At 67.9% G+C, this 20,340-nt stretch carries 22 protein-coding genes; 17 read left to right on the forward strand and 5 right to left on the reverse strand.

Features of this window, described 5'->3' with window-relative positions:
- The first annotated feature begins 135 nt into the window (after positions 1-135).
- Both rplQ and FZ938_RS09980 read left to right on the forward strand, forming a co-directional pair.
- Positions 136-564 (forward strand): 50S ribosomal protein L17, encoded by a 429-nt coding sequence (gene rplQ / locus FZ938_RS09975; RefSeq protein ID WP_109073821.1) that lies wholly within the window; start codon positions 136-138, stop codon positions 562-564.
- Between the two features lie 153 nt (positions 565-717).
- Complete coding sequence (locus FZ938_RS09980) at positions 718-1,296, forward strand: YqaA family protein (protein WP_149198341.1); 579 nt, start codon at positions 718-720, stop codon at positions 1,294-1,296.
- Positions 1,297-1,301: 5 nt separating this feature from the next.
- On the opposite strand, the gene FZ938_RS09985 is transcribed toward FZ938_RS09980, so the two are convergent.
- On the reverse strand, positions 1,302-1,562 hold the full coding sequence (locus FZ938_RS09985; RefSeq protein WP_149198342.1) for a hypothetical protein: 261 nt from the start codon (positions 1,560-1,562) through the stop codon (positions 1,302-1,304).
- A gap of 124 nt (positions 1,563-1,686) precedes the next feature.
- Here FZ938_RS09985 and FZ938_RS30500 point away from each other — a divergent pair, with 124 nt between their 5' ends.
- Positions 1,687-2,058, forward strand: a complete 372-nt coding sequence (locus FZ938_RS30500) for a hypothetical protein (protein ID WP_174757253.1) — start codon at positions 1,687-1,689, stop codon at positions 2,056-2,058.
- 10 nt (positions 2,059-2,068) lie between these two features.
- Positions 2,069-3,388, forward strand: a complete 1,320-nt coding sequence (locus tag FZ938_RS09995; protein ID WP_149198343.1) for a replication-associated recombination protein A — start codon at positions 2,069-2,071, stop codon at positions 3,386-3,388.
- A gap of 63 nt (positions 3,389-3,451) precedes the next feature.
- On the opposite strand, the gene FZ938_RS10000 is transcribed toward FZ938_RS09995, so the two are convergent.
- Positions 3,452-3,679 (reverse strand): hypothetical protein, encoded by a 228-nt coding sequence (locus FZ938_RS10000; RefSeq protein WP_098739542.1) that lies wholly within the window; start codon positions 3,677-3,679, stop codon positions 3,452-3,454.
- A 170-nt stretch (positions 3,680-3,849) separates the two neighbouring features.
- Positions 3,850-4,707: a cell envelope integrity EipB family protein gene (locus tag FZ938_RS10005; protein ID WP_246457809.1), complete on the reverse strand. Its 858-nt coding sequence runs from the start codon at positions 4,705-4,707 to the stop codon at positions 3,850-3,852.
- Between the two features lie 109 nt (positions 4,708-4,816).
- Here FZ938_RS10005 and FZ938_RS10010 point away from each other — a divergent pair, with 109 nt between their 5' ends.
- The 6 genes from FZ938_RS10010 (at position 4,817) to FZ938_RS10035 (ending at position 13,375) form a co-directional block, all read left to right on the forward strand.
- Complete coding sequence (locus FZ938_RS10010) at positions 4,817-5,857, forward strand: 2-hydroxyacid dehydrogenase (RefSeq protein WP_246457812.1); 1,041 nt, start codon at positions 4,817-4,819, stop codon at positions 5,855-5,857.
- 255 nt (positions 5,858-6,112) lie between these two features.
- Positions 6,113-6,829 carry a GGDEF domain-containing protein gene (locus tag FZ938_RS10015; protein WP_149198345.1) on the forward strand — a complete coding sequence of 239 codons (717 nt, stop codon included), beginning with the start codon at positions 6,113-6,115 and terminating at the stop codon, positions 6,827-6,829.
- A 256-nt stretch (positions 6,830-7,085) separates the two neighbouring features.
- A complete protein-coding gene (locus FZ938_RS10020; RefSeq protein WP_149198346.1) occupies positions 7,086-7,493 on the forward strand; it encodes a response regulator in 408 nt (135 codons plus the stop codon).
- Between the two features lie 41 nt (positions 7,494-7,534).
- Entirely contained in the window at positions 7,535-8,929 is a 1,395-nt protein-coding gene (locus tag FZ938_RS10025; protein WP_149198347.1) for a PleD family two-component system response regulator, read from the forward strand.
- Between the two features lie 92 nt (positions 8,930-9,021).
- Complete coding sequence (locus FZ938_RS10030; RefSeq protein ID WP_149198348.1) at positions 9,022-9,687, forward strand: phosphatase PAP2 family protein; 666 nt, start codon at positions 9,022-9,024, stop codon at positions 9,685-9,687.
- 196 nt (positions 9,688-9,883) lie between these two features.
- Positions 9,884-13,375 carry a DEAD/DEAH box helicase gene (locus FZ938_RS10035; protein ID WP_149198349.1) on the forward strand — a complete coding sequence of 1,164 codons (3,492 nt, stop codon included), beginning with the start codon at positions 9,884-9,886 and terminating at the stop codon, positions 13,373-13,375.
- Between the two features lie 9 nt (positions 13,376-13,384).
- On the opposite strand, the gene FZ938_RS10040 is transcribed toward FZ938_RS10035, so the two are convergent.
- Positions 13,385-13,894 (reverse strand): DUF4405 domain-containing protein, encoded by a 510-nt coding sequence (locus tag FZ938_RS10040; RefSeq protein ID WP_149198350.1) that lies wholly within the window; start codon positions 13,892-13,894, stop codon positions 13,385-13,387.
- Positions 13,895-14,063: 169 nt separating this feature from the next.
- On the opposite strand from FZ938_RS10040, the gene FZ938_RS10045 reads away from it, so the two are divergent.
- The 7 genes from FZ938_RS10045 (at position 14,064) to arfB (ending at position 19,157) form a co-directional block, all read left to right on the forward strand.
- Entirely contained in the window at positions 14,064-15,614 is a 1,551-nt protein-coding gene (locus FZ938_RS10045; protein WP_174757255.1) for a tetratricopeptide repeat protein, read from the forward strand.
- Positions 15,615-15,696: 82 nt separating this feature from the next.
- The gene (locus FZ938_RS10050; protein WP_149198352.1) at positions 15,697-16,581 is read left to right on the forward strand and encodes an AraC family transcriptional regulator; all 885 of its coding nucleotides are present in this window, start codon (positions 15,697-15,699) and stop codon (positions 16,579-16,581) included.
- A gap of 10 nt (positions 16,582-16,591) precedes the next feature.
- A complete protein-coding gene (locus FZ938_RS10055; RefSeq protein ID WP_174757257.1) occupies positions 16,592-17,326 on the forward strand; it encodes an AzlC family ABC transporter permease in 735 nt (244 codons plus the stop codon).
- Entirely contained in the window at positions 17,319-17,627 is a 309-nt protein-coding gene (locus FZ938_RS10060) for an AzlD family protein (protein WP_149198353.1), read from the forward strand. Before FZ938_RS10055 ends, FZ938_RS10060 begins: the two co-directional genes overlap by 8 nt.
- 68 nt (positions 17,628-17,695) lie before the next feature.
- Entirely contained in the window at positions 17,696-18,604 is a 909-nt protein-coding gene (gene rsmA / locus FZ938_RS10065) for a 16S rRNA (adenine(1518)-N(6)/adenine(1519)-N(6))-dimethyltransferase RsmA (RefSeq protein ID WP_149198354.1), read from the forward strand.
- A complete protein-coding gene (locus tag FZ938_RS10070; RefSeq protein ID WP_246457814.1) occupies positions 18,601-18,738 on the forward strand; it encodes a hypothetical protein in 138 nt (45 codons plus the stop codon). Before rsmA ends, FZ938_RS10070 begins: the two co-directional genes overlap by 4 nt.
- Positions 18,735-19,157: an alternative ribosome rescue aminoacyl-tRNA hydrolase ArfB gene (gene arfB / locus FZ938_RS10075; protein WP_149198355.1), complete on the forward strand. Its 423-nt coding sequence runs from the start codon at positions 18,735-18,737 to the stop codon at positions 19,155-19,157. Before FZ938_RS10070 ends, arfB begins: the two co-directional genes overlap by 4 nt.
- A 31-nt stretch (positions 19,158-19,188) precedes the next feature.
- Here the strand turns inward: arfB and FZ938_RS10080 are convergent, their stop codons facing one another.
- Complete coding sequence (locus FZ938_RS10080) at positions 19,189-20,301, reverse strand: type I restriction endonuclease (protein ID WP_149198356.1); 1,113 nt, start codon at positions 20,299-20,301, stop codon at positions 19,189-19,191.
- Positions 20,302-20,340 lie beyond the last annotated feature (39 nt).

The following is a 20,340-nucleotide window of genomic DNA, read 5'->3' on the forward strand; positions in this document are numbered from 1 at the left end:
TCCGTCCATGGGCGGGGAAGGCGCGTTTCCCAGGGCCGAAACGGCCCGACCCCACGGCCGTACCAGCGTTATGACTGGGCGGCGGGGTTCACGATCGGCTCCCCGAGGGGGGCCATGCCATGAAGGAGGACCGCCATGCGTCACGGCGTTTCGGGACGTAAGTTCAGCAAGACCAGCAGCCACCGCAAGGCCATGTTCTCGAACATGGCGAACGCGGTGATCAAGCACGAGCAGATCACCACCACCCTGCCGAAGGCGAAGGACCTGCGTCCGATCGTCGACAAGCTGATCACGCTCGGCAAGAAGGGTGGCCTGGCCAACCGTCGTCTGGCTTTCGCGCAGCTGCGCGACAACGACACGGTCACCAAGCTGTTCACGGTCCTGGCCGACCGCTACAAGGATCGCCAGGGTGGCTACAGCCGCGTCCTGAAGGCCGGCTTCCGCTACGGCGACGCCGCCGACATGGCCGTGTTCGAGCTGGTCGACCGCGACGTCTCCGCCAAGGGCCAGGATTCGGGCCCGACGCAGGATGCCGTCGAGGCCGAGGCCGAGACCGCCGAGTGATATGACCGGGGATCGCGCCGGTTATCCTGACTGTGCGGCATCGGGCCTCAGGGCCCCATGTCGTGCAGGACGGAACCGCCGATATCGGTGATATGTTAGACCCTTCCTTCGGGCACCCCCGAAGGAAGGGTTTTCTCTTATGTGGCCGGTCGAATGTTGCGTTCCCTTTACACGCGCCTCCAGCGCCTGTCCGCCCGCGACGATGCCGTCTGGTGGATGTCGGCGATCTCCTTCGCCGAAAGCTCCTTCTTCCCATTGCCGCCGGACGTGATGCTGGTGCCGATGTGCCTGGAGAAGCCGAAGCGACTCTGGTTCTACACCAACATCTGCGCCTTCGCGTCGCTACTGGGCGGCCTGCTGGGCTATGCGCTGGGCTTTTATCTGTTCGAGAGCATCGGGCGGATGATCATCGACTTCTACAATGCCCAGGAGTCGTTCCATCACTTCCAGGAGATGTTCACCGAGTTCGGTCCCTGGTTCCTGATCCTGAAGGGTGTGACGCCGATCCCCTACAAGCTGCTGACGATTACCGCCGGATTCGCCCATCTGGATCTGACGGTTTTCATCCTCTGTTCGATCGTCGCGCGCTTTTCCCGATTCTACATGATCGCCATCCTGCTGCATTTCTACGGACCGCAGGTTCAGCACATCATCGAGAAGCGGCTGATGCTGGTGGCCACCGTCCTTTTGGTCGTGGTGGTCGGCGGCCTGCTCAGCTTCAAGTTCGTCTGAACGACTCAGTCCGGCATGCCCTGGTCCTGGCGGTTGCGGCGGGATGGGGGCAGGGCGTCGCGGTCCGCACGGTCGCGGCGCACGATCAGGACGATGGCGACCGCCACGAACAGTCCGCCCAGCATCGGGATGATCATCTCGGCCATGCCGATGTTGGGCAGCGCCAGCACGCGCGAAGCCAGCATGACGAGTCCAAGGACAAGCAGCGCCAGCAGCAGTCGCAGGGACCGGTTGCGCGACGGTCTGCCGTCCGATTTCGGAGTCATTTCAGTCATTCCCTTCTTACAGCTGATATCGGCATAGTGGGGGCCGAACGGGGGATGGTCCAGAGGGGTGTGGCATTCCGTCATGCCCATGGCCGTCCTCACAACAAGAAGAATAGGAGCCGTCGTGGCTAAGTTCCGTCCGGTCCGTCTCATCGCCCCGCTCGTGGCTGTGGCCCTTCTCGGCCTGTCGGCCTGCGCCGACCATCCGGCGTCGCGCCCTGCCGCCTCCGGCCCGGCGCCCACCGTCACCGTTGTCCCCGGACCGTCCACCCCGCGCGGCGGAGCCGACGACCAGTCGCTGCGCATCGACGGCGGCACCGGCGCCGGCGCCTCCTGTCAGGCCCAATGCGAGCGCAGCCACAATGTGTGCATGGATTCGGTCGCCGCGCGCAACCAGGGCGGCATCGACCGCACCGATTCGACCCCCTTCAGCCCGACTGACAACTGCAGCTATCAGCTGAAGCAGTGCTACCAGCGCTGCGGCGCGCCGCGCTGAGGCATCCATCATGGCGAAGCGCGGCGAGTCGGGCGGGGATGCCGGGCTTTTCGAGTCGGCGGCTCCCCGCCCGCTCGCCGACCGGCTGCGTCCGCGCACGCTGGGCGAGGTGGTCGGGCAGGACCATCTGCTGAAGCCCGACGGGCCGCTGGGCCGCATGGTCGCGGCGCGGCGGCTGGCCTCCATGATCCTGTGGGGGCCGCCCGGCTGCGGCAAGACCACCATCGCTCGCCTGCTGGCCCACAGCACCGACCTGCATTTCGAACCGCTGTCGGCGGTCTTCTCCGGCGTCGCCGACCTCCGCAAGGTCTTCGACGCCGCCCGCGCCCGGCGGGTGGCGGGGCAGGGCACTCTGCTGTTCATCGACGAGATCCACCGCTTCAACCGGTCGCAGCAGGACGGCTTCCTGCCCTTCGTCGAGGACGGCACCGTCACGCTGGTGGGGGCCACCACCGAGAATCCGTCCTTCGAACTGAACGCCGCCTTGCTGTCGCGGGCTCAGGTGTTCGTGCTGAACCGCTTGGACGACGCGGCGCTGGAAAAGCTGTTGTCGCGGGCGGAGGCGGAGATGGGCCGGCCGCTGCCGCTGGACGCCGATGCGCGCGCCGCGGTGAAGGCGATGGCGGACGGCGACGGCCGCTTCTGCCTGAACCTGTGCGAGGAGCTGTTTGCGCTGCCGGGCGAGACGGTGCTGGACACCAACGCGCTCGCCGCCACCATCCAGCGCCGCGCCCCGCTCTACGACAAGGCGCAGGAGGGGCATTACAACCTCATCAGCGCCCTGCACAAGTCGCTGCGCGGGTCGGACACCGACGCGGCGCTCTACTGGTACAGCCGCATGCTGGATGGCGGGGAGGACCTGCGTTACATCGCGCGGCGCCTGACCCGCTTCGCGGTGGAGGATATCGGGCTGGCCGATCCCAATGCCCTGACCCAGGCCATCGCCGCCTGGGAAGCCTATGAGCGGCTGGGCAGCCCGGAGGGCGAACTGGCCCTGGCGCAGCTGGTGATCTATCTGGGGACGGCGCCGAAGTCGAATGCCGGCTATACGGCCTACAAATCGGCGGTGCGCGCGGCGAAGGAAACCGGTTCGCTGATGCCGCCCAAGCATATCCTGAACGCGCCGACCAAGCTGATGAAGACCATCGGCTACGGCAAGGGATACGAGTACGACCACGACACGGCGGAGGGCTTCTCCGGCCAGAATTACTTCCCCGAAGGGATGGCGCGGCGCGAGTTCTACCAGCCGGTGGAACGGGGATTCGAACGCGACCTGCGCAAGCGGCTGGACTATTGGGCGAGGCTGCGCGAGCGGCGGGGGGAAGAGTAGGCAGCGGACGTTATGCCGGTGTCGAAATGACGGCGTCCAATAACGTCCGCTGAACCGCGCCCTTTACGCCGCCATCCCATCGGCCGGTGCCGAGGCGATCAGGCGATAGTGGCTGGTGTCGGCGAGGACCGAGCAGCTCAGGGTCTTCGACACGCCCTCGTCTTCGGTGCTGACCACGCGGGCGTGCGGAATGCCCAGCAGGTTGACCGTTGCCGTCACCCGCCAACCGCGGCCGCCGGCGCTGCCGACCGGTTGGAAAACCTGCCCGATCTGGACATGCTTCTTGCTCATGACGGATAAACCCTCGGACGGCCGGTTGCCCGTGGGCTAATCCCGGCCAGTTGCGCAAAACCTCAACCCACAGTTAAGCGCAGCGGCGAGTCGCGATCAACAGGGAAACCATCGGACATCCCCAGGATCGGCAAAGCCGGTGTGAAATGTCACGGGCCGTTGCCCTGCCGTCAACATCCCGACTTCGGCAGCGCCTCGATCTTGTCCAGCACCGCGTTGACGGTGAAATCGCCATAGTCGATCTGCATGGACTCGGCGATGCCGTTTTCCAGCAGATGCAGGCTCATCTCATATTCAGGCTGGGCCGAATCGCTCTGGGTCGGGAAGAAGGCCATGCGGACCGGCCAGGCCTTGCCCACCTTCAGCAGCGGATCCTTGCCACCGTCCGTCGGCGCGCCTGGCTTGCCGACGACGGTCGACACCTCGGTCGGCCCTTCCGCGTCGGACCCGTCGAAGATGGTGCGGGCGAAGAAAGGATCCTTCCGTTCGGCATGGTCCAGGATCGCCAGCGTGTGGGCGGTCGGGAACATGGTGCCGGCCGGCAGATCCATCTCCTGCGGTTCTGGCTTGGTGAACTGGGCGGTGCCGGCGCCGTCGCGGTTCAGGTTCGCCTCGCCGCGCACCTCCTCGTCCACCTCGCCGTTGACCAGCTTGCGGACGTTGAAGCGGTAGCGCAGTCCGTCCTTCGATTCCCAGGTGGTGTAATTGGTGTTCATCGCCATGTCGTCGCCTTCGCTGTAGACGAAGCGCAGCTGGAAGCGCTGCTCCGTCGTCCAGCCGTCGCAGGCGTCGGCCCATTCGAACATCATGCGGCCGCGGACGTCGCTGACCTTCGACCCGTTGCGCGCCGAGGCGAGCGACATGGTGTAGATCGCCCGGTGCGGCTGGATCCTGGCCGCCACCGCCGCCATGGAGGTCGCGGCCGGCTGAGCCAGGACGGGGGAGGCCGCGAGGAGCGCACCGGTGGAAACGGCGGCCGCGAGGACCGCGCCGACGGTTGCCGGAAAGGCGGAAAGACGGTCGAGCAAGACGGGATCCACAGGTGATTGACGGCTCTTGGTGAAGTATGGGTGTTTTTGCCGCGGTCCGAAAGGCCCGCCACCCGAATGTCCTAATCAATGGAAGGGAACCGCCGGAATGACAAGCCCTGCCGAGTTGCCGCTTGCGGCGCAGTCGGACAGTCCCGCCTCCCGCCCCGCCTCCAGTCCCAATGCCCGTCCGGTGCTGCTGCTGACCCGCCGTCTTCCCGATGCGGTGGAGGCGAGGGCCTCGCGCGATTACCGGGCGGTGCTCAATCCGGATGACCGCGCCTTCAGCGGGACGGAGATCGCCGCCCGCGCGGCGGAGGTTGGGGCCGACGCCGTGCTCTGCTGCGCCGGCGACCGGCTGGACGCCGCCGCCATCGCGGCGCTGCCGCAGCAGGTGCGGGTGCTGGCGACCTTCTCGGTCGGCACCGACCACATCGACCTGGAGGCGGCGCGCGCCCGCGGCCTGACCGTCACCAACACGCCCGACGTGCTGACCGATGCCACCGCCGACATCGCATTGCTTCTGCTGTTGGGGGCGGCCCGCCGCGCCTCGGAGGGCGAGAGGATGATCCGCGCCAACGCCTGGACCGGCTGGACGCCGACCCAGCTGATGGGCACCCATGTCGGCGGCAAGCGGCTGGGCATAATCGGCATGGGCCGCATCGGGCAGGCGGTGGCGGCGCGCGCCCGCGCCTTCGGCATGACCATCCACTACAACAATCGCCGCCGTCTGCCGCCGGAGCTCGAACTGGGCGCCATCCATCATGCCGACCCGGAGGCGATGCTGCCGGTGTGCGATGTCCTGTCGCTTCACTTTCCCGCCACGGCGGAAACCCGACATTGGCTGAACGCCGAACGGATCGGGCGGCTGCCGCCGGGGGCCATCCTCATCAACACTGCGCGCGGCAGCGTGGTGGACGACGATGCGGTGATCGACGCGCTGAAGGCCGGGCGGTTGGCGTCCGCCGGGCTCGACGTCTTCGAGAACGAACCGAACCTGCATCCCGGCTATCGCGATTTGCCCAACGCCTTCCTGCTGCCGCATCTGGGCAGCGCCACGGTGGAAACGCGGAATGCCATGGGATTCAAGGCGCTGGACAACATCGACGCGGTGATGGCCGGCCGGCCGGCGCCGGATCGGGTGGTATGACGGGCGGGTGGAGCCTTTTGCCGGGCCGGCGTTCCGGTCGCCCCACACCGGCAGGGATTTCCTGCCCCGAACGGATGGGGTGGGCAGAAGATGCCGGTCCGGTGGGAAATAGGCTCCACCCCCTGCCGATGATCCGGCGGCGCAATCCGCCGGAAATGCATAAAATGCTTGGTATCTGCGGGGTGCGGCGGGTTGGCACAGCGGTTGCTTGGGTAGGAGCGAAGTGTTCCGACCTTCATCAGAGGAGCCGACCCCATGAACGCCATCGTCGCCGCCCTGGACCTGAAGCACCACACCTCCGACCGTTTCGACGTGCCGGCCGGATGGTCGCCGGTCGCGTTGGCTTCGCGTGTCGGGCTTCTGCGGGGGACCGAGCGCCAGACGCTGGACGAGACGATCGCACTGCTCGCCGAAGCCAAGGAGACGATCGCCGAGCTGCATGAGCGCATCGCCTACCTGGAAAGCCTGACGATGACGGACGAGCTGACCGGCCTCCTGAACCGGCGTGGCTTCTACAGCCACTTCCGGCGCGAGCTGGCATCCGCCCGCCGCAACGGGTCCGCCGGCGGGCTGCTGGTCATGATCGACCTGGACGGCTTCAAGGCCATCAACGACACCCACGGCCATGTGGCCGGCGATGCCTATCTGCGGCAGGTGGCGCGGATGATCGTCGGCAATGTCCGCCAGGAGGACGTTGTCGCCCGGCTGGGCGGTGACGAGTTCGCCGTGCTGCTGACCAACACCGACACCGCCAGCGGCCTCGCCCGCGCCCGCCAACTGGCCGCCATCGCCGACGCCACCCATGTGGAATGGGGCGGGCAGTCGCTGCCGGTCCGTTTCTCCGTCGGCACCCAGCCCTACGGCGCCGACGACAGCGAGGACGAGGTGATGCGCCGCGCCGACGCCATGATGTACGGCGCCAAGGGTGCCCGCCGCCGCGATGCCAAGCGCAGGACCAGACGGGCGGCCTGAGGCGCCGCCCGGCCCCATCCCGGTATATTGCCGTTGCCGATAACCGATCGCCGCCCGCGTCCGCCGTGGGCGGTTTTTCGTTTGAATGCAGGGCGGTCGGCGGTCATCAGGGGTGTCATTCAGCGGTCCGGTAACGACTATTTAACCGTCGCGACCTAATCAGAAAGGGGCTATACCGGAACTGCGATCCCGCAACTGTGGTACGCAATCCGGCAATGGACGGCGTGAACGCGGGGGTCACACCCAGGGAGGATGCATGTCAGCGGAGCCGTGCGGTCCATTGGCGACCGGTGGTGGGCCGACCAAGACCGTCCTCATCGTCGAGGACAACGAGCTGAACATGAAGCTCTTTCATGACCTGCTCGAAGCGCACGGCTACGGCACGCTGCAGACCCGCGAAGGCATGGAGGCGATGCGGCTGGCCCGTCAGCACCGCCCCGACCTGATCCTGATGGACATCCAGCTGCCGGAGGTTTCCGGGCTGGAGGTGACCCGCTGGATCAAGGACGATCCGGATCTGAGGAGCATTCCGGTGGTGGCCGTCACCGCATTCGCCATGAAAGGCGACGAGGAGAAAATCCGTCAGGGTGGCTGCGAGGATTATGTGGCAAAGCCCATTTCGGTTGTGAGGTTCCTCGAAACAGTCAAGAAGTTTCTCGGCTGAGTCTGTTTTCTCTGTAGCAATTCTGCAGGAATTTCCTTCCGATGTCCGCGCGTGTCCTTGTCGTTGACGATGTACTGCCGAATGTGAAGCTGCTCGCGGCAAAGCTGACGCGCGAGTACTTCAATGTTCTGACGGCCTTCAACGGACCCGACGCGCTTGAGATGGTGCGGAAGGAATCGCCGGACATCGTCCTCCTCGACGTCATGATGCCGGGCATGGACGGGTTCGAGGTTTGCGAGAAAATCCGCTCCGATCCCGCCACCATGCATATCCCCGTGGTGATGGTCACGGCGCTGTCGGACATCGCCGACCGCGTCCGCGGGCTGGAGGCCGGGGCCGACGATTTCCTGACCAAGCCGGTGAACGACATCGCGCTGTTCGCGCGTGTCCGCTCGCTGGTGCGGCTGAAGATGATGATGGACGAGTGGCGGCTGCGCGAAAGCACGTCCGGCCAGTTCGGCGTCATCGAGCGCAGCGGCACCATGCTGAGCGAATCCTTCGAGCGCGCCAACGTGCTGGTGCTGGAGGATTCCGCCCTCGACCTGGAAAAGGTGACGGAGACGCTTCAGCGCGACCACAACGTGGTGTTCTCCGCCGACACCGGCGCCAAGGCACTGGAACGCGCGCTGGGCATGCCGCTCGATCTGGTGGTGGTCAGCCTGACCCTGCTGAACGAGGACGGTCTGCGGCTCTGTTCGCAGCTTCGCTCGCACGAGCGCACGCGGCAGGTGCCAATCCTGCTGATGGTGGACGATGGCGACCTGGGGCAGGTGGCGAAGGGGCTGGAACTCGGCGCCAACGATTACGTCGTCAAGCCGGTCGACCGGAATGAACTGCTGGCCCGCGCCCGCACCCAGATCCGGCGCAAGCGCTATCAGGAACGTCTGCGCTCCAATTACGAGCAGAGCCTGTCGATGGCGCTGACCGACAGCCTGACCGGCGTCTTCAACCGCCGCTACGTCAACGCCCATCTGCCCCGGCTGCTGGAACGCGCCATCGACAGCCACAAGCCGGTGTCGGTGCTGATGTTCGACATCGACCATTTCAAGGTGGTCAACGACACCTACGGCCACGCCATCGGCGACGAGGTTCTGCGCGAGGTGTCCGCCCGCGCCAGCCGCAACCTGCGGACCTTCGACCTCGTCGCCCGTCTGGGCGGCGAGGAGTTCGTCGTCATCCTGCCGGACACCGACGGGGAAGCCGCGCTGATCGTCGCCGAGCGCCTGCGCTCGCGCATCGCCGACACCCCCTTCACCGTGTCGTCCGACCGTGGCGAGATCAACGTGACGGTGTCCATCGGCATTTCCATCGGCGGCCGGCTGGGCGACACCGCCGAAGGGCTGGTCCGCCGGGCCGACGAGGCGCTGTACGAAGCCAAGCGGTCGGGCCGCAACTGCGTCATCGCCGACGCCCGCGCCGACCAGTTGGAGGGGTAGGGGCGGGGCTTTCGACTCCTCCTCTTGCCGATCCTGCTGCGCCGCACCATCTGGCAAAGCCGTTCGTTTCCACCGGCATCCATGGGGGACCGATGCTCGCCACCGCCAGCGGCGCCATCACCCATCTGGGCAGCAGCAGCCTTCTCGTCCCGCTTTCCGCCCTCTATGCGACCGCGCTGTGGCGGCACCATTCGGCGCCGCTTGCGCTGCGCTGGCTGCTCGCCCTGTCGCTGTGCCTGGGCGCCATGGTGGTGCTGAAACTGGTGGGGCATGGCTGTGGTCTGCCCGAGTTCCCGCTGTTCCCGTCGCTGTTCGCCGGCGACCGCTTCGTCAGCCCCAGCGGTCATGCCGCCTTCTCCGCCGTCTTCTACGGGTCGGTGTCGGCGCTGGCGGCGCGCAATGCCCAATCGCGCTGGCTCCGCATCGCGCTGCCGCTGGCGGCGGTGGTGCTGGTGCTGGCCATCGGCGCCTCGCGCGTCGCCGTTTCCGCCCATTCGGGGGCGGAGGTGGTGGCCGGGCTGATGATCGGCGGGCTGTCGTCCTTGCTGTTCCTGTGGAGCAGCCGCAAGGACTCCGCACCGCGCCTGCGTCCTTCCCCCTGGCTGGCGGGGGCGATGGCGCTGGGGTTGGCCCTGCTGCTCCATGCCGGCGATCCGTCCTTCGTCGAGGGGACGATCCGCTGGGCCGCCCATCAGTTGGGCAGCGAGGGCAGCCTGTGCGAACTGGCCGGCCGGGTGTTCCCCGGCAATCGCGGGTAAATCACCAACCGGGGTGAAGCCTGTGGCGTCCTGTGCTATGACGGACGGCCGCGCCCGGTTCCGCCGACGCGGCGCCGTTCGCGTCAATGTTTGAGCCTAGGGCTTGCGCCACACCGCGCAAGATCCTATACCGACGCCCCGTTTCCGTTCCGTTCCGCCCGATTCCATCAGCTTTCTCCTGGTCACCTCGCACCGCATGTCGCTTTTCGATGCCCTGCCGCGTGGCCCTTCGTCGGGTGGCGCCGCCGTCCCCTTCGGTCAGGAGGACCTGACGCGCGTCTTCGATGCCAAGACGCTGCAGCGCGGCCGCACGCTGATGATGACCGGTGCGGTGACGCTGGGTCCTCCCGGCGGTGACCGGATCGAAGCGGAGGTCAGCGATCTCGGCCGCCGGCTGTCGGTGACGGTGACGCCGGCGCAGGGCAAGCGCAGCATCGTGCTCGACCGCAGCTGTACCTGTGGCCGCAACGCCTGCGCCCATATGGCGGCGGCGGCGATGCTGGCGCTGGAAAGCCGGCCGGAATGGCGCCGCGCCTCCCTGTTCGACGTGGCCGACGTGAAGGCGCCACTGGCCCCGCCTCCGCCCCCTGTCCCGGTGACGCCTTCGCCGGCTGCGGCGCCGGCAGCACCGCCACCTGCGCCCACAATACCCAAGCCCCCGCTGACCCTGGTCCGCCCGCCGGTCCCGCCGCCGATCCGCAGCGTGGCGCCGTCTCCTCCTCCACCTCCGGCGCCGAAGCCGGAGCCGGTGCGCAGCCTGCGCTGGACGCTGGAGCCGGGGCAGGGCGACGTCGCCTGCTACATCCTGGTGGAATTCGTGGCGGAGGGATCGGCCGACGCCAGCCCCGCCAGCCCGCGCGACGTGCTGGCCAAGGCGCCGCGCTCTGTCGACGGCGATGCCGACCGTGCCATCGCCCGGCTGCTCGGTGGCGGCGGGACGGAGCGCACCCCCGTCGCCAAGAGCCGGGGGGAGGCGGTGGACCGCCTGCTGCGCCGCCTGCTGTCCACCGGCCGCCTGCGCTGGCGCGACGGCACCCCGCTGGCCGAGGCGCCGGGCCGCACCGTCCGCGCCTTCCGCGACCCCGCCACCCGCAAGCTGCGCCCGACCGGACTGCCGGAACGCAGCGTGCTGGTGAAGGGCCAGTCCTATTGGTGCGTCGACAGCGCCTCCGGCACCGTCTTCCCGGTCGACCTCCAGGTGGTGGAGGTGCCGAAGGCCAAGCCGGTGCAGGCCGCTCCGCCACCGCCGGTACCGTCCAAATCGACCCCGTCCCGCCTGTTCGGTCCGTCGCGCAGTGGTGTGGCGTCGATGCCGCGCATCACCCCGCCGCCGCCGTCCATCTCGTCCTCCAACTTCCGCGACAACGCCATTCCCGGCGTGCGCAGCGGCGCGGCCGACGCGGCGGCCATCGTCGAACGCTCCCCCCGCATCATTGCCCGTCTCGGCCGCGTGGTGACGCCGGCCGACGGGCTGGTCGACGTGCTGCGCCTGTCCTTCGACTATGGCGAACCCGGCCGCGCGGTTGAGATCGAGCCCGACGACCAGCGCCAGTTCGCCCGATACGAGGATGACTTCGGCGACGTCACCTTCGTCCGCCGCGACAAGGCCGACGAACAGGCGGCGCTGGATCGACTGTCGGGGCTCGGCTTCGCCCAGGCGCGGATCGAGCCGCCGAAGGGTGCCTTGAACGCCCGCGGCTCGCGCGTCCACTGGCTGACCGGCCGCGACGTGGAGGAGCGCTGGCAGCATTTCCTCACCAACGAGGTCCCCGCCCTGACCAAGGCCGGCTGGGTCATGGAGGTCGGGGCGGATTTCGGCACCAAGGTGATCGAGCCGGGGGCGGAGGTCGAGGTCGCCGTCCGCGATGCCGGCGACGGCTGGTTCGATCTGGACGTCGGCGTCGAGATCGACGGCGAGCGCCAGCCGCTTCTGCCGATCCTTGCCCGGTTGGTGGAAAAGGGCGGCCTGTCGACCACCCGTGTCATCGACGGCCGGGCCCACATCGTGCTGGACGACGGCAATGTCCTGGCCCTGCCGGCCGAGCGGATCGAGCGGCTGCTGAGCGTCCTGGAAGCGATGCTGGACAGCGGGCGCAGCAGCGGCGACCGGCTGAAGGTGCCGCTGGCCGAGGCCGACTCGTTGCTGGACATCGACGACCTGATCGCCCGGCGTGGCGACGAAACGGCGCAGATCGACGGCTATCTCCAGCGCCTGCGCGCCGACGAGATGCCGGGCGACATGACGCCGCCGCCGGGCTTCAAGGGCGAACTGCGCGATTACCAGCGCGGCGGTCTCGCCTGGATGCAGAGCCTGCGCGCCAACAACGTCGCCGGCATCCTGGCCGACGACATGGGGCTGGGCAAGACCGCCCAGACGCTGGCCCACATCGCGATGGAGGAGCATGAGGGCCGGCTGACCGACCCCTGCCTCGTCGTGGTGCCGACCAGCCTCGTGCCGAACTGGGTGGCGGAGTCGGAGCGCTTCACCCCGAATCTGCGCGTCGTCGTGCTGCATGGCGTCGACCGCCACGGCAAGCTGTCGGAGATCGACCGCGCCCACATCGTCGTGACCACCTATGGCGTGGTGGCGCGCGACGTCGACCTGCTGAAGCGTCTGACTTGGCACATGATCGTGCTGGACGAGGCGCAGGCGATCAAGAACCCCGACGGCAAGGCGACCCGCGCGGTGGCGGCGCTGCCGGCGCGGCACCGGCTCTGCCTGTCCGGCACGCCGGTGGAGAACAATCTGGGCGAACTGTGGAGCCAGTTCGCCTTCCTGATGCCCGGCCTGCTGGGCGACCGCAAGGACTTCGGCAAGCGTTACCGCGTGCCGATCGAGAAGCGCGGCGACAACACCCGCGCCAACCTGCTGATGCGCCGCATCCGCCCCTTCCTGCTCCGCCGCACCAAGGAGGCGGTGGCGAAGGAACTGCCGCCGAAGACCGAGGTGGTGGTGCGCATCGACCTGGAACGCGACCAGCGCGACCTCTACGAGACCATCCGCCTGTCGGTGAACGAAACGGTGCGCGCGGCGCTGGCCGCCAGCGGCAAGGGGCTGGGCCAGAACGCCATCGCGGTGATCGACGCGCTTTTGAAGCTGCGGCAGGTCTGCTGCGACCCGCGCCTGCTGAAATCCATCGCCGCCTTGGGCGGCAAGGCGCGGCCGAGCGCCAAGCTGCACGCCCTGACCGAGATGGTGAAGGAGATGGTGCCGGAAGGCCGCCGCATCCTGATCTTCTCGCAGTTCACCACCATGCTCGACCTCATCAAGCTGGAGCTGGAGAAGGCCCACATCTCCTATGTCGAGCTGACCGGCCGCACGCTCGACCGCGCCGAGCCGGTGAACCGCTTCCAGAACCGGGAGGTTCCGGTCTTCCTCATCAGCCTGAAGGCCGGCGGCCGCGGCCTGAACCTGACCGCCGCCGACACGGTGATCCATTACGATCCCTGGTGGAACCCGGCCGCCGAGGATCAGGCGACCGACCGTGCCTATCGCATCGGCCAGGACAAGCCGGTCTTCGTCTACAAGCTGATCGCCGCCAACACGGTGGAGGAACGCATCCTCGACCTCCAGCGCCGCAAGGGAAGCCTGTCGGCCGCCACCATCGAGGGCAAGGGGCTGGTCAGCGCGCTCGACGGTGGCGACATCGACTATCTGCTCGGCGATGGAGACGGCGACGAGGACTAGGTGCCGACCTCAGTGCGCCCGTTTGCCCGCCAGCAGGCTGGCGACCGCCGCACCGTTCTTGCCGGCGCGCTCGCCGATGGCGGTCAGGGTCTCGCCCGGCGCGGCGTCGATGTTGGCGGCCTTCAGCACCTCCACCGCCTTGTCCGGGGTAAGCCCCAGCGCCGGGGCCGCCGCGTCCAGCGTCGCGCCCGACAGCGCGCCGAACACGGCTCCCGGATTGACGCTGCCGCCGCCGGTGGTGCCGGTCATGCCGGTGAAGGCCACGGATACGACAATGCTGGCGACGAAGGCGGCCTGCGCGGCGTACCGCTTCAGATAGCCGAGGAAAGCCCGCCAGTTCTTCACCAGATGCCAGAGCGCGATGGCGGAAAACGCCATGCTGAGCCATTCGTGGGAGAAGCGCACCAGCCCGGTGTTCCAGTGAAGCAGCAGCATCACGCCGGTCACCGTCGACACGACGAAGGTGACGATGGTGACGGGGGTGACCACGTCGCGGGTCATGGTTTTGGAAATGGTCATGGCAGTCGCCCTTGATCCGGTGTCGTTTCTTGTTGGCCGCCATGATCGCGCGCGACTGTAACTGGACAATATCCGGCGGGATGCTGCTGTGTAACAGTGTGTAACGCGCCGGCCGGCATGCTATCGGCCGCTTCGCCCTTCATTGTCTGCGATGTGTTTGGGGAATGTCATGGCCTCGATTCAGGAAGCCTTGCGGGTCGCCGTCGACCATCACGGGGCCGGGCGGTTGCGGGAGGCGGAGATCCTCTATGGCCGCATCCTCGGTGCCGCTCCCGGGACCCATGCCGCGTCCCATCTGCTGGGAATGCTGATGGCGCAGACCGGCCGGCTGGAGGACGCGGCGCCGCGCATCGCCGCGGCGATGCGCGCCCGACCGGACATCGCCGATTACCACCGCGACCTCGGCAAGGTCCATCAGGCGCTGGGCCACCCGGCGGAGGCCATGGCCAGCCTGCGCCGCGCCGCCGCCCTGCAGCCCGACGACGCGGCAGTCCTGGCTCTCCTTGGCGTCGCGGCGCAGATGATGTGCGACACCGACACCGCCATCGACGAGCTGCGCCGGGCGCTGGCGCTCGAACCGCGCGACGGCGAGACCCGGCAAAGGCTGGGCCTGCTGCTGGAACTGCGCGGAATCCACCACCTGGAACAGGGCCGGACAGAGGCGGCGGTCGCCGACCTGTCGCGCTTGGTTGCCGTGGAACAGCCTACGGCGGAGCGGCTGTTCCAGCTCGGCAACGCCTTCTCCCACGCCGGACGGGCGGACGATGCGCTGGCCCGCTATCGGCGGGCGCTGGCGTTACAGCCCGACCATGTCGGGGCGGTCTTCAACCTCGGCATCCTGACCCGGCAAGCGGCGGGCCTGGAACTGGCGGCGCTGGAGCAGGCGGCGACGAGCCTGGACCGGGCGGTGACGCTGGCGCCCGATTTCCTCGACGCGCGCGAGAACCTCGCCATCCTTCTGTTCCAGACCTACCGGGAAGCCGAATCGCTGACCGAGATCGACACGCTTCTGACGCAGAAGACACAACGCGCGGCGCAGGAAGGCGCGGCGCTCGCCCTGCCGCCGCTTCGCGACCGCCCGTCCGCTCCGGAGAGGCGCATTCGCGATGTCGTCGCCTTCAGCCTGTGGGGGCAGGCCGAGATCTACCAGCGCGGGGCGCTGGAGAATGCCCGGCTGGTGCGGTCGGTCTATCCCGGCTGGACCTGCCGGATTTACCACGACGACAGCGTGCCGCCGGAGATCCTGGCGGAGTTGGACGCGCTGGGCGCGGAACGGGTGGTCATGCCGCCCGGCAGCGGTCCGGTCAGCGGCCTCTACTGGCGCTTTCTCGCCTCCGACGATCCGACCGTCCGGCGCTTCGTCTGCCGTGACTGCGATTCGCGGGTCGGCCCGCGCGAGCGGGCGGCGGTGGAGGCGTGGATCGCGTCCGGCAAGCCCTTCCACGTCATGCGCGACCATCCTCTGCACAGCGAACTGATGCTGGCCGGCATGTGGGGCGGGGTCGCCGGCCTGCTGCCGCCGCTGGCGCCGCTGATCGACCGCTTCGCCGCGGTGGAAGCCGACCGCTGGCAGGACCAGCGCTTCCTCCGCTCCCACCTGTGGCCGCTGATCGCCGATGCCTGTCTGGTCCATGACAGCCACCAGCCCCGCCATGGCGTCCCGTTCCCCGCCCATTCCGGCGACCCGGCGGAGCATGCCGTCGGTCGGCGCATCGTGTGATCCGGCCCCAATCCTGTCGCCCCAATCCTGTCCCCGCAATCCTATCCAAGACGACCGTCACGCCCGCCTGTTAGACTGCGGCATGGACCAGCAATCAGCACTCACCCGAACTCCGGTCAGCGGCGGCGATTTCGCCCGGCTGTGGCGGGAAGCGCGCTTCGACGGCATGGAATGCCTAAACGCCCGCTTCCAGCGCCACAGCTATGCCCCGCACACGCACGAGACCTATGTGGTCGGAGTCATCACCGCCGGGACAGAGTTGTACCGCTGCCGCGGCACCGAGCGGATGGCGCGGGCCGGACAGGTCGTGGTTCTGGATCCGGAGGTTCTGCATGACGGCCGTCCGGCCGAGGACGGCTATGCCTACCGCATGTTCTACCCGTCGGTGGCGCTGTTCGAACAGGCGATGGCCGATGCGCTGGGCCAGCCCGTCGCCCCCCATTTCGCCGCCACCGAACTGGACGACCCGGAGTTGTTCCAGGCCCTGCGCGGCCTGCACCATGGGCTGGAGGGGCCGTACCGTGAGCCGCTGCGCACCGACACCGATGCGCTGCGCGCCTTCACCGCGCTGGCTCTGCGCCATGGCGACCTGACCGCCCGCCCGCGCGATGCCGGGCAGGAGCCGGTGGCCGTCCGCCGCGCGCGGGAGTATCTGGATGCCCACCTCGACAGCCCGGTGGAACTGGCCGATCTGGCCGAGGCGGCGGGGCTCAGCCGCTTCCACCTGCTGCGCGTCTTCCGCGCGGCGGTGGGCACCACACCGCACGGCTATTTGACCGACCGCCGCGTCGCCCAGGCCAAGCGGCTGCTTGTCGGGCCGCTTGCCTTGGCCGAAGTGGCGCTGGCCTGCGGCTTCTGCGATCAGGCGCATTTCAACCGCGTTTTCAAGGGCCGGGTCGGCGTCTCCCCCGGCCAATACCGGCGCGGCAGCAATCCCATCCAAGACGCCCCCGCCGCGGCCGCCTAGTTTCCCGCACATGAGCATGGACAGCATCACCATCCCGGCATCCCCGCGGCAGGAGTTCGCGGCGGGCGTCGTCCATTGCCTGCCCATCGTGGCGGGTGCGGTTCCCTTCGGCTTCCTGCTGGGCAGTCTCGCCGCCAAGGCCGGGCTGTCCGCGCTGGACATGGGGCTGATGAGCGCGCTGGTCTTCGCCGGCAGCTCCCAGTTCGTCGCCGTCGAGCTTCTGGACAAAAATGGGAGTGGGGGCACCGCCGGGCTGGCGGTGGTCGGCGCTATCCTGCTGGTCAACCTGCGCCACCTGCTGATGGGGGCGACGCTGGAGCCGCGCTTTCGCGGCGTTCCGCGTGGGCGGGCCGGGCTGGCGCTGTTCTTCATGACTGACGAGCAATGGGCGCTGGCCTTGCGCCGAGGCCCTGAGCTGACGCTGGCCTATTGGTACGGCGTGGCGGTGACGCTCTATCTGGCGTGGCTCACCAGCACGGTGGCCGGAACGCTGGCCGGTGCGCTGATCGCCGACCCCGCCGCCTGGGGGCTGGATTTCACCTTCATCGCCGTCTTCCTGTGCCTGCTGGCCGGGTTCTGGCGCGGAGCGGGTTCGCTGCCGCCCTGGCTGGCCAGCGCCGCCGCCGCGCTGGCCGTGCATGCGCTGTCCTCCGGAGGGACCTGGCACATTCTGGCGGGTGCGCTGGCCGGCGGAGCGGTCGCCGCAATACAGGCCAAAGGGCAGGGGAGGGCGCGCGATGCTTGAGTCGCTGCACCTGGACTGGAGCGTCTTCGCCATCGTGCTGGGCGGGGCGCTGGTCACCTGGATGACGCGGATCGGCGGGCCGTGGCTGATCGCGCGGATCCGGCCCGGCCGGGCGGCGAGCGCGGCGCTGGAGGCGACGCCGGGCGCCGTCCTGGTCGCCCTGGTGGCGCCCGCCGCCCTGTCGCGCCCGTCCGACGCGCTGGCCGCCGCCTTCGTCTGCCTGATCGCCCGGCGCGTGCCGATGGTGGTCGCGGTGGTAGCCGGCGTGGTCGCCGTCGTTCTGCTGCGCCGCCTGCTGTAGCCACAGCTGAAGTCATTGTTGCAAACTGCCGTCTGGTGAAGCGCGTGGGGGATGCCTATAAGTCGGGAATGACCGACCCGATCTCCGCCCCCTCCGCGCCCGCATCCACCCCGGCTGCATTCGACCCGCACGCCCTGCCGCCGCTGCGCGACGTGATCGCGCGCTTCGGGCTGGATGCGCGCAAGTCGCTGGGACAGAACTTCCTGCTCGACCTGAACCTGACGGGGCGGATCGCGCGCTCGGCCAACCTGCCGGCCGGCACCACCGCCATCGAGGTCGGTCCCGGCCCCGGCGGCCTGACCCGCGCGCTGCTGGCGACCAACGCGGTGAAGGTCATCGCCATCGAACGCGACCGCCGCTTCATCGAGGCGCTGCAGGACGTCATCGAGGCGTCGCAGGGCCGCCTGAGCATCGTCGAGGCCGACGCCCTGACGGTCGACCCGGAAGACCTCGCCCCCGCCCCACGCGCCATCGTTGCCAACCTGCCCTACAATGTCGCGACCCCGCTTCTGCTCGGCTGGCTGGCACGGATCGAGGCCTATGTCAGCCTGACCCTGATGTTCCAGAAGGAGGTCGCCGACCGGCTGGTGGCGAAGCCGGGCAGCAAGGCCTATGGCCGGCTGTCGGTCATCACCCAATGGCGCTCCGACGCCCGCGTGCTGTTCAACCTGCCGCCGCGCGCCTTCACCCCGCCGCCGAAGGTCGAATCGACGGTGGTCCACCTGACCCCGCGGGCCAGCCCGGAACCGGCCGACTGGCGCGCGCTGGAACAGGTCACCGCCGCCGCCTTCGGCCAGCGCCGCAAGATGCTGCGCCAGAGCCTGAAGTCGCTGGGCAACGCCGAAGCCCTGCTGGACGAGACCGGCATCGCCCCGACCGCCCGCGCGGAGGAGATCGACGTCGCCGGCTTCGCCGCACTCGCCCGTGCTTTCCGCGCCCGCACTCCGGTGGAGCCGCCTTCGGAGGGGGGCGCATGATCCGGGTCAATCCCCGCATCAGCCTGGATGAAAGCGAGTTGCAGGAGGAGTTCATCCGCGCCTCCGGCCCCGGCGGCCAGCACGTCAACATGTTCTGGCCGATATCACCCTTTCCTCGGCGGGGGCCTGCATGATCCGCGTCACCCATCGGATCTCCCTGGACGAAAGCGAACTCCAGGAGGAATTCGTCCGGGCCTCGGGTCCCGGAGGGCAGCATGTCAACAAGACAGACTCGGCTGTCCAACTCCGCTTCGACGTGGCAGCATCGCCAAACCTTCCGCCAGATGTGAAGGCCCGGTTGGCCAAACTGGCTGGTTCCCGCGTAACTCAGAACGGGGTTCTGCTCATCCAGGCCGACCGCTACCGTTCACAGCGACGGAATCGTGATGATGCTTTGGAGAGGTTGATCGACCTGATCCGCGAGGCAGCCGCTCCCCCGCCACCGCCCCGCAGACCAACCAAGCCAACCTACGGGTCGCAACAGCGGCGACTCGAAGGAAAGACAAAGCGGTCCGCGACCAAGCGGCTTCGGGGCGGGCCGGTCGAAGACTGACCCGTCCCCTCTCGTGCCCTCAAACTATAGGTCAGACCGGTGCCGCAGCCTTGGCCTTGTCGTAGGTCGCCGCGGTTACCCTGAGCCGCTCGGCATACGTGTAGATGTCGTCCAGGCTTTCGATCTTGACCTTCTCCTCCTGTTTGTCCGTGAACAGGCCGAGGTATTTGACCGACTTGCTGTTGAAATACAGGCGGACCAGTGGTTTCCGGTTGTTGTCGTCCAGCAGGATGGCACAATAGCTCTTGGTATCTCGCATGACGACCCGGTCGGCCTTCACTTCGGATCGGACGATTGCCTTCACAATGTGAAAGCCCTCGATTTCCTCCTCGGTCGTGACGATTTCTTCCTCTTGGCCGTCAACGGTCGATGGTGGGGCCGTCGGGGCGGCTGTAGGAATCGACACCGTCAGACCCGCCGCGGCACCGCTGGTGACCTCCAGGGCCGTCACCAGCCGGTCGCTGACCCGATCCCGAATCGCGTCCTTGAACGCCGTTGCCACCAGCGGGGCAAAGTCGGCCTTCACTTTCGCGGTGATGTTCCCCTCGAAGACGCGGCTGACCAGCAAGCGGATCATTTCGTCCGATGGGTTGTCGAATTCCTTCAACAATTCGGCCTTGATCGCCGAAGAGTACTTGAGATTGCTCGCGGTGGACAGGATGGCCGCAACGTCGAAAGCGTCGGACGTAAACTTCTGGAGTTCTCCCACGTCGTCGGATCGGTGGTCCAGCATGCTGAACCGGAAGAATGGCCTCTGGTCCATCTTGTTGGGCTCGTCCAGGTCGGTATAGAACCAGTACTCGATTCCGTTCGTCAGTATAGCGAAGCGAGCCTCGGTGACGTGGAAGTACCGGTACAACTGCGACATCTGGGTTTGCCCCAGATTGACGCCGCACCCCTTGCACTCGATCAGGATCGCGATCTTGTCGTTGACCTTGATAGCATAGTCAACTTTTTCCCCTTTTTTCAGACCAACATCGGCGGTGAATTCTGGAACGACCACATGCGGGTCGAATACGTCGTAGCCGAGGGATTGCAAAAAGGGCATCACGAACGCCGTCTTGGCCGCTTCCTCCGTCTGCACGGATGCCCGCTGCTTTTCAATGCGGGCGGCGAGAGCCTTGACCTTTTCGATGAGTTCCATTGCCCGATTCCATCCGGTGCGTTGTGCAACCCCTTCATG

Origin of the sequence: Azospirillum oryzae (assembly GCF_008364795.1) — a bacterium.
Classification (GTDB): Bacteria; Pseudomonadota; Alphaproteobacteria; order Azospirillales; family Azospirillaceae; genus Azospirillum; species Azospirillum oryzae.

Excerpts from the sequence above, each read along its gene's own strand:
- rplQ (WP_109073821.1), top strand. The coding sequence starts at position 136 with ATGCGTCACGGCGTTTCGGGACGTAAGTTCAGCAAGACCAGCAGCCAC.
- FZ938_RS10020 (WP_149198346.1), top strand. The coding sequence starts at position 7,086 with ATGTCAGCGGAGCCGTGCGGTCCATTGGCGACCGGTGGTGGGCCGACC.
- FZ938_RS10010 (WP_246457812.1), top strand. The coding sequence starts at position 4,817 with ATGACAAGCCCTGCCGAGTTGCCGCTTGCGGCGCAGTCGGACAGTCCC.
- FZ938_RS10055 (WP_174757257.1), top strand. The coding sequence starts at position 16,592 with ATGAGCATGGACAGCATCACCATCCCGGCATCCCCGCGGCAGGAGTTC.
- FZ938_RS10060 (WP_149198353.1), top strand. The coding sequence starts at position 17,319 with ATGCTTGAGTCGCTGCACCTGGACTGGAGCGTCTTCGCCATCGTGCTG.
- FZ938_RS10040 (WP_149198350.1), bottom strand. The coding sequence starts at position 13,894 with ATGACCATTTCCAAAACCATGACCCGCGACGTGGTCACCCCCGTCACC.
- FZ938_RS10025 (WP_149198347.1), top strand. The coding sequence starts at position 7,535 with ATGTCCGCGCGTGTCCTTGTCGTTGACGATGTACTGCCGAATGTGAAG.
- FZ938_RS10000 (WP_098739542.1), bottom strand. The coding sequence starts at position 3,679 with ATGAGCAAGAAGCATGTCCAGATCGGGCAGGTTTTCCAACCGGTCGGC.
- FZ938_RS10080 (WP_149198356.1), bottom strand. The coding sequence starts at position 20,301 with ATGGAACTCATCGAAAAGGTCAAGGCTCTCGCCGCCCGCATTGAAAAG.
- FZ938_RS09995 (WP_149198343.1), top strand. The coding sequence starts at position 2,069 with ATGGCGAAGCGCGGCGAGTCGGGCGGGGATGCCGGGCTTTTCGAGTCG.
- FZ938_RS09985 (WP_149198342.1), bottom strand. The coding sequence starts at position 1,562 with ATGACTCCGAAATCGGACGGCAGACCGTCGCGCAACCGGTCCCTGCGA.
- rsmA (WP_149198354.1), top strand. The coding sequence starts at position 17,696 with ATGACCGACCCGATCTCCGCCCCCTCCGCGCCCGCATCCACCCCGGCT.
- FZ938_RS10035 (WP_149198349.1), top strand. The coding sequence starts at position 9,884 with ATGTCGCTTTTCGATGCCCTGCCGCGTGGCCCTTCGTCGGGTGGCGCC.
- FZ938_RS09980 (WP_149198341.1), top strand. The coding sequence starts at position 718 with ATGTTGCGTTCCCTTTACACGCGCCTCCAGCGCCTGTCCGCCCGCGAC.
- arfB (WP_149198355.1), top strand. The coding sequence starts at position 18,735 with ATGATCCGCGTCACCCATCGGATCTCCCTGGACGAAAGCGAACTCCAG.
- FZ938_RS10015 (WP_149198345.1), top strand. The coding sequence starts at position 6,113 with ATGAACGCCATCGTCGCCGCCCTGGACCTGAAGCACCACACCTCCGAC.
- FZ938_RS10070 (WP_246457814.1), top strand. The coding sequence starts at position 18,601 with ATGATCCGGGTCAATCCCCGCATCAGCCTGGATGAAAGCGAGTTGCAG.
- FZ938_RS10045 (WP_174757255.1), top strand. The coding sequence starts at position 14,064 with ATGGCCTCGATTCAGGAAGCCTTGCGGGTCGCCGTCGACCATCACGGG.
- FZ938_RS10030 (WP_149198348.1), top strand. The coding sequence starts at position 9,022 with ATGCTCGCCACCGCCAGCGGCGCCATCACCCATCTGGGCAGCAGCAGC.
- FZ938_RS10050 (WP_149198352.1), top strand. The coding sequence starts at position 15,697 with ATGGACCAGCAATCAGCACTCACCCGAACTCCGGTCAGCGGCGGCGAT.